Here is a 7,459-nt window from a genome sequence, read left to right as displayed (position 1 = left end):
CGGGGATGCCGACGAGGCACTCGATGCCGCCCAGGTTGAGCGCCGCCGCCTCGCGGATCAGCGCCGAGAGCCCCACGCCCGCGCCCGCGACGGCCTCCTCGCCGTGGAACTCGGCGCGACCCAGGCAGCCTTCGATCTTGACGACGACGCCGCGGATGCCCCGGTCGCGCACGAGGAGGTTGTTGCCCCCGCCGATGATCTCCACCGGCAGGTGCTCGCGCTCCGCGAAGCCCAGCGCGAGGCGGATGTCCTCGACGTCCTGTGGGACGACGAAGATGTCCGCCGGCCCTCCGATTCGAAGGGAGGTATGGAAGCTGAGGGGTTCTTTGAACCGAACCTCGCCCCGTATCTCTCCGAGCATGGGTTACCTCCTGTTCGACTGGTCGCGCGGGTCGTTGAGGCGCGTGAGAAGCTCCGCGCCCAGCTGGCCGACGTCCCCGGCGCCCAAGGTCAGCACGAGGTCGCCGGGACGGGTGGATTCGCACAGGTAGTTGAGGATGCCGGCCCGGTCGCCGTCCATGTAGAGGACTTCCCGGTGACCGTGGGCCGCGATGCCGTCCGCGAGGTCCCTCGCGTGCACGCCCGGGATCGGCGCCTCGCCGGCGGCATAGATGTCCATGACGATCAGCACGTCCGACTGGTAGAAGGCCGTGAAGAACTCCTGCCGCAGGTGCTGGGTCCGGGTGTACCGGTGAGGCTGGAACACCGTGAGCACGCGCCGGTCGAACCCGGCCTTGGCGGCGGCCAGGGTGGCGCGGATCTCGGCTGGGTGATGCCCGTAGTCGTCCACGACGAGGACGCCCGCCGCCTCGCCTCGGATCTGGAAGCGGCGCTGGACGCCCACGAATCCGGACAGCGCTTGCTGGATGCGCTCGAAGGGCACCTCGAGGTCGAGGCCCACGCCGACGGCGGCGAGCGCGTTGAGCACGTTGTGCCGGCCCGGCACTTGGATGGTCGCCGTGCCCAGCGTCTTGCCCCGGTGCAGGATCTCGAACCGCGACTGCATACCGGAGAAAGACAGCCTGCGCGCCGTGATATCGGCGCCGGACTCGAGCCCGTACGTCACGACCCGCTTCTCGATCAGCGGGATCATCTGCTGGATGTTGGGCTGGTCGAGGCAGAGCACGGCCGAGCCGTAGAACGGCACCTTGTTCACGAAGGTGAGGAAGGCGGCGCGGATCGCGTCGAGGTCGGCGTAGTGGTCGAGGTGCTCGGCGTCGACCGTCGTCACGACCGCGATGGTCGGCGTGAGCTTGAGGAAGGAGCCGTCCGACTCGTCCGCCTCGGCCACGAGGAACTCGCCCTGCCCGAGCCGGGCGTTGGCCCCGAGGCCGAGGACGCGCCCGCCCACCACCACGGTCGGGTCGAGCCCCGCCGCCCCCAGCACCGCCGCCACCATAGAGGTGGTCGTGGTCTTGCCGTGGGTGCCGGCGATGGCGATCCCGTACTTGAGCCGCATCAGCTCGGCCAGCATCTCGGCGCGCGCGATGACGGGCACGCCGCGCTGGCGCGCCACCTGCACCTCGACGTTGTCGCGCGCGACGGCGGAGGAGTAGACGACGACGTGCGCGCCCTCGACGTGGCTGGGCTCGTGGCCGGAGAAGATCTTGGCGCCCAGGCGCTCGAGCCTTTCCACGGCCTCACCCCGCCTCTGGTCGGAGCCCGTCACGCGGTAGCCCAGGGTCAGCAGCACCTCGGCGATGCCGCTCATGCCGGCGCCCCCGATGCCCACGAAGTGGATCTGCTGGTACCTCTTGAACATGGCTACCTCCCTCTCTCTTCCAGAGAGAGGGCTGGGGTGAGGGTCCGCTGCCCGGACCGTCGCCCCTCACCCTTGCCCTCTCCCCAGAGGGGCGAGGGGATAGTTGTGTGAGGCATCACCTAGATGGTCCCCGTGTGCTGAGAGATGTTGAGCAAGACGCCCATCGAAAAGAGAGTCATGAGCAAGGCCGAGCCTCCGGAGGAGATGAAGGGCAGCGGCAGCCCCTTGGTCGGCAGCGCCCCCGTCACCACGCCGAGGTTCACGAGGGTCTGGGTCGCGAGCATGATGGTCAGCCCGAGCGCCAGGTAGCTGCCGAAGGCGTCCGGCGCGCGCAGCCCAATCCGCAGGCCCCGCCACACGAGGAGCACGAAGAGCGCCACGACGACCACGGCGCCTGCTAACCCCAGCTCCTCGCCGATGATGGCGAAGATGAAATCGGTGTGGGCCTCCGGCAGGTAGAAGAGCTTCTGCTTGGACTCGCCCAGCCCGCGCCCGAGCCACCCGCCCGAGGCCAGCGCCAGGAAGGACTGGATGATCTGGAAGCCCGAGCCCTGCGGGTCGTTCCACGGGTTCATGAAGGCGGCCATGCGCCGCAGGCGGTAGGGCTTCATTGCAATAGCTGCTGCGATCATCGGCAGCGCCGCGGCCGCGATCAGGCCCATGTGAGAGACGCGCGCGCCGCCCAGATAGGCCAGGGCCAGCGTCAGGATCACGAGCACCATGGCGTTGCCCATGTCGGGCTGGAGCATGGTCAGCCCCGCCATGCCGCCCGCCACGAGGAGGAGCGGCAACAGCCCCTGGCTGAAGGTCTCGAGCATCTCCTGGCGGCGCGTGAGAAAGGCCGCGAGGTAGAGCAGCAGCGAGAATTTGGCCAGCTCCACCGGCTGGAAGGACACGGGACCGGCGCGGAACCACCGCCGCGTGCCGTTGATCTCCTGGCCGAAGGGCGGCACGAGCACCAGCACCAGCAGCACGAAGGACACCGCCAGCAGCGGCACCACGAAGCGCTCCAGCCGGCGGTAGTCGAAGAGCATGCCGGCCCAGAGCGCGCAGACGCCGAGCACGGCCCAGAAGAGCTGCTTCTTGAGGAAGTACAGCGGGTCGTGGAAGCGGTCGGCGGCCATGATGGCGCTGGCCGAGTAGACCATCACGACCCCGAGCGACACCAGGGCCAGCACGAGAGCGAAGAGCCACAGGTCGGGCGTGAGCTTTCTAGGCATGGATCGTCCAGGTCCTGGGGGGGAGCGACCGCCGCGGCCCCTGAGGGTTGGCTCGGCTCGCCTGTGGCTGCGCCTCACACACCAAGCCCAGACCCCCCCACCGGTGCGCGCACCTCGCGTGCCGGTTCATCGGGAGCTCGTCAACTCGTGGACGATGGTCTTGAAGACTTTGCCGCGGTGCTCGTAGCTGTCGAACATGTCGAAGGAGGCGCAGGCCGGCGAGAGCAGGACGACGTCCCCGACGCCGGCCAGGGAGCGCGCCGCCGCCACCGCCTCCTGCATCGAGCCCGCGTCCATGCACGGGACACCCGCGGCCTCGAGGACGGCGCGGATCTGGGCGCGGTCCGCTCCGATTAGCACGGCCTGGCGCACGCGGCCGCGGGCGGCTTGCCCGAGCGGGCCGAAGTCCTGCCCTTTGCCCTTGCCGCCCGCGATCAGGATGAGGGACTCCGTAAAGCTCTCGAGCGCCTTGATGGTCGAGGCGACGTTGGTGCCCTTCGAGTCGTTGTAGTACGTGACGCCGCGCTCCTCGAGGACGCGCTCGATGCGGTGGGCGACGCCCCGGAACGCGCCGATGCCGCGGCGGATGGACTCGGGAGAGAGCCCGGTCCACAGGGCGCACGCGGCGGCGGCCAGCACGTTCTCGACGTTGTGCTGGCCGCGCAGCGGGATCTCGCCGAGCGGGCAGATCTCCTCGACGTGGCCGTTGAGCTTGGCGACGATCCACCCGTCGCGAACGAAGACGCCGTGGTCGAGCGGCGTGAGCCGGCTGAACCAGAGAACGCGCGCGCGGGTCCGGGGGGCGAGCGACGCCGCGACCGGATCGTCGGCGTTCAGCACCGCGCAGTCGGCGGGCGTCTGGTTGGCGAAGATCCTCGACTTGGCCTCGACGTAGCGCTCGAAGGTCTTGTGGCGGTCCAGGTGGTCGGGCGTGACGTTGAGCACCGCCGCCACGCGCGGCCGCAGCAGCTCGGTCGTATCGAGCTGAAAGGACGACGCCTCCGCCACGACGAGGCCGTCTGCCGGGAAGTCGAGGGCGTGGGCGCAGAGCGGCGTGCCGATGTTGCCGCCGACCAGGAGCGGCCGCACGGTGCCGCCGAGGAGCTCGCCCGTCAGCGCCGTCGTGGTCGTCTTGCCGTTGGTGCCCGTGATGGCGATGAGGTCCGCCTCCATGACGCGCCATCCGAGCTCAAGCTCCCCAATGACCGGCACGCCGCGGGCCCGCGCGGCCTCGAGCGCCGGCAGCTCGAGCGGCACGCCGGGGCTCACGACCACGAGGTCGGCGCCCGCGAAGGCCGCCTCCGGGTGCCCGCCCGTCCAGAGCGCGCACCCCAAATGCTCGAGGTCGCGCGCTTCGGCGGAGAGCGATTCGCGGGCTCCCGAGTCCGAAGCGAGCACGCGGCCGCCCAGGCGTCGGATCAGGCGCGCGGCGGCGACGCCGCTCCGCGCGAGGCCCACCACGGCGGTCGTGCGCTCGGCGAGCCACTGCCGGTACGCCGCACCCCGCTCCCCCGCCATGGATTTTCCCTCCACCCGCTCGCCTGTCATCGTGTTCACGCGCCTATCTCAGCTTGAGGGTCGTGAGCGCCAAGAGCGCCAGCATGAAGGACACGATCCAGAAGCGGACGATGATCTTGGGCTCCGGCCACCCCTGCATCTCGTAGTGGTGGTGCAGCGGCGCCATGCGGAAGAAGCGCTTGCCCGTCGCCTTGAAGTAGCCGACCTGGATGATGACGGACACGGCCTCGACCACGTAGATCCCGCCGATGAGCGGCAGTAGGAGCTCCGACTTGGTCAGCACGGCGAGCGTCCCGATCGCCCCGCCCAGCGCCAGCGAGCCCACGTCTCCCATGAAGACCTGGGCCGGGTAGGTGTTGAACCAGAGGAAGCCCAGCGCCGCGCCCACGAGCGCCGCGCAGAAGATGGTCAGCTCGCCGGTGCCCTTGACGTTCAGGATCCGCAGATACTCCGCCAGCCTGAAGTTGCCGGAGAGATACGCAATGATCGCGAAGGCGCCGCCCGCCATCACGATGGGCCCGATCGCGAGGCCGTCGAGGCCGTCCGTCAGGTTGACGGCGTTGGTCCACGCGACAAGCACGAACGCGGCGAAGGGCAGGTACCACCACCCCAGGTCGGGGATGAGGTTCTTGAAAAACGGAAAGATCAGCCGCGTGTTGTAGAGCGGTGGATTCTGTTGCGCGAGGACGAGCAGCGCGACGCCCACGCCGAGCGCGACCACGATCTGCAGCCCCATCTTGTAACGCGGGATCAAGCCGTGATGCGAGCGGCGGACGATCTTGAGGTAGTCGTCGGCGAAACCAATCGCGCCGAATCCAAGCGTGGCCAGCACCGCGATCCAGATATAGGGATTGGCGAGGTCAGCCCATAACAGCGTTGGCACGATCGCCGCCGTCAGGATCAGCAGCCCGCCCATCGTGGGCGTTCCGGCCTTGGCGCGGTGCGACTGCGGGCCTTCCTGCCGGATGATCTGTCCGATCTGAAAGTCGCGCAGCTTGCGTATCAGCCACGGGCCGAAGACGAGGCTGATGAGCAGCGCTGTAAGGCTCGCTGCCGCCGTGCGGAACGTGATGTAACGCGTCACGTTGAGCACGCCAAACATCGGTGAGAGTGGCGGCAGGAGGTAATACAGCATCAGGCGTGCTCCGCCGCGATCCGGTCAGCCACCACGTCGGTGCGCGTACCGCGAGAGCCTTTGACGAGGACGACGTCGCCCGGCTTGATGGATGCCGCCGCGGCAGAGGCCGCCGCTTCGCTGCTCTCGAAATAATTGACAGCGGTCTGCTGCATTCCCGCGTCGATGGCTGCGTCCGCGAGTGCACGCGCAGGTGTGCCGCCAATCGCAAACAACAGATCGACGCCCGCATCCGCCGCGGCGCGGCCCGACTGGCGGTGCAGCTCCGTCGAGTGCTCCCCGAGCTCGAGCATCTCGCCGAGCACCGCCACCTTTCGCGACGCGCGCGTTTCGTTCGCGAGCACCTCGAGCGCCCGCTTGAGCGCGGCGGGACTCGAGTTGTAGGAATCGTCGATGAGCGTGATCCGGTCGCGCAGCCGCCGCACCTCGCCACGTCGATCCGCCGGCGTGAGTCGCGACGCCGCGGCAGCGATGTCCTTGAGCCCGACGCCAAAATCGACGGCGACAGCGGTGGCTGCCAGCACGTTGGCGAGGTTCCCGCGTCCGAGGAGCGGGGTGTGCACATCCATGTCGCCGGCGGGTGTCGTCACGTGCGCGCGCATCCCGTCGAGGCCGAGGTCTTCGACGTCCGTGGCGCGAACCGTTGCGCCCTCGGACGTGCCGAAGGTCAGCGTGCGGCCCGCAAAGCCGGCGGCCCTCGCGATCACGCGTGGGTCGTCGGCGTTGCAGACGAGCACGTGGGCTGGACCGGCGCTCTCGAGGATCTCTGCTTTCGCGTCGGCAATCGCATCGGGCGATTCGAAGAACCCGAGGTGCGCGTCGCCCACGTTGGTCCAGACGCGCACCTCCGGCTCCGCGATGGCGACGAGCGTGCTGATTTCCCCGGGGTGATTCATCCCAAGTTCCATGACGGCGACGTCTGGCTGTTCGCGAAGCTGCATCAGCGACAACGGCAGCCCGATGTGATTGTTCAGATTCCCCTTGTTCTTCACGACGCGATACCGCGCCGACAGAAACTCCGCGATCGTTTCCTTTGTCGTCGTCTTGCCCGCGCTGCCGGTGATCGCGACCACGCGCGTTCCGGACGCCTTCCGCACGGCGTGCGCCAGGTCCTGCAGCGCCTTCGTGGTGTCGTCGACTTCAATGACCGCCGCACCGGCAGGCCCGTAGGCCGGGTCCTGTGGACCCGGCATCCCGCTGCGCTCCACGATCGCGCCCGTGGCCCCTCGGCTCAGCACGTCACCAACGAACTCGTGTCCGTCAAACCGCGCGCCTCGCAGCGCCACGAAAAAATCTCCGGGCCGGAGTGAGCGCGAATCCGTGGTGACATGGCCTACCACCTGATCCGGCTCACCGGACACCATCCGGCCGCCGACCGCGTCGGCGATCCACTTCACCGTGAGACGCAACTCGCTCACCCAACTCGCGACTTCACCCGCCGCGCCTCCAGCGCCTCACGCGCCACCGCGACATCGTCGAACGGCAGCACACGTCCGTTGATCTCCTGGTACTTCTCGTGGCCCTTGCCGGCGATGAGAACAACGTCGCCCGATTCGGCGCTTTCGACGGCACGGGCGATCGCGTCGCGCCGATCGACGATCGTCAGCACCTCGGCGCCGCGCTGCCGCGTTTCCGGCTCCGCGCCTCGCTTGACCTCGTCGATGATCCGGCCGGGATCCTCGCTTCGCGGGTTGTCCGAGGTGACGACGACGACGTCGCTCAGCCGCGCCGCGACCATTCCCATGAGCGGCCGCTTGGTGCGATCGCGATCGCCTCCGGCGCCGAAAACCGTGATCAGCCGCCGGGCCGCCAGCGGCCGGGCGG

7 protein-coding genes are annotated in these 7,459 nt (G+C 69.0%); all 7 read right to left on the bottom strand.

Features of this window, described 5'->3' with window-relative positions:
- Positions 1–361 (bottom strand): FAD-binding protein (locus Q7W02_28825; protein MDO8480131.1); only part of this gene is annotated, 361 nt, incomplete at its 3' end.
- A 3-nt stretch (positions 362–364) separates the two neighbouring features.
- Positions 365–1,762, bottom strand: coding sequence for a UDP-N-acetylmuramate--L-alanine ligase (gene murC / locus Q7W02_28820; GenBank protein ID MDO8480130.1), 1,398 nt, complete (start codon positions 1,760–1,762; stop codon positions 365–367).
- A 119-nt stretch (positions 1,763–1,881) separates the two neighbouring features.
- Positions 1,882–2,982 (bottom strand): putative lipid II flippase FtsW, encoded by a 1,101-nt coding sequence (ftsW, locus tag Q7W02_28815; GenBank protein ID MDO8480129.1) that lies wholly within the window; start codon positions 2,980–2,982, stop codon positions 1,882–1,884.
- 126 nt (positions 2,983–3,108) lie between these two features.
- Positions 3,109–4,530, bottom strand: coding sequence for a UDP-N-acetylmuramoyl-L-alanine--D-glutamate ligase (murD, locus tag Q7W02_28810; protein ID MDO8480128.1), 1,422 nt, complete (start codon positions 4,528–4,530; stop codon positions 3,109–3,111).
- A gap of 13 nt (positions 4,531–4,543) precedes the next feature.
- Positions 4,544–5,635 (bottom strand): phospho-N-acetylmuramoyl-pentapeptide-transferase, encoded by a 1,092-nt coding sequence (gene mraY, locus Q7W02_28805; GenBank protein MDO8480127.1) that lies wholly within the window; start codon positions 5,633–5,635, stop codon positions 4,544–4,546.
- Entirely contained in the window at positions 5,635–7,053 is a 1,419-nt protein-coding gene (gene murF / locus Q7W02_28800) for a UDP-N-acetylmuramoyl-tripeptide--D-alanyl-D-alanine ligase (protein MDO8480126.1), read from the bottom strand. The genes mraY and murF overlap by 1 nt, the downstream gene beginning before the upstream one ends.
- Positions 7,050–7,459, bottom strand: a 410-nt coding sequence (locus tag Q7W02_28795; protein ID MDO8480125.1) for a cyanophycin synthetase, incomplete at its 5' end; no start/stop codon positions are given. The genes murF and Q7W02_28795, both read right to left, overlap by 4 nt.

It is taken from the genome of Candidatus Rokuibacteriota bacterium (assembly GCA_030647435.1).
GTDB lineage: Bacteria > Methylomirabilota > Methylomirabilia > Rokubacteriales > CSP1-6 > AR37.
The sequence above is the reverse complement of the archived record's forward strand: the minus strand, read 5'-3'. Positions and strand labels throughout refer to the sequence as shown.

Coding starts and splice junctions, on each gene's coding strand:
- murD (MDO8480128.1), bottom strand. CDS start 4,530: ATGACAGGCGAGCGGGTGGAGGGAAAATCCATGGCGGGGGAGCGGGGT.
- ftsW (MDO8480129.1), bottom strand. CDS start 2,982: ATGCCTAGAAAGCTCACGCCCGACCTGTGGCTCTTCGCTCTCGTGCTG.
- mraY (MDO8480127.1), bottom strand. CDS start 5,635: ATGCTGTATTACCTCCTGCCGCCACTCTCACCGATGTTTGGCGTGCTC.
- murC (MDO8480130.1), bottom strand. CDS start 1,762: ATGTTCAAGAGGTACCAGCAGATCCACTTCGTGGGCATCGGGGGCGCC.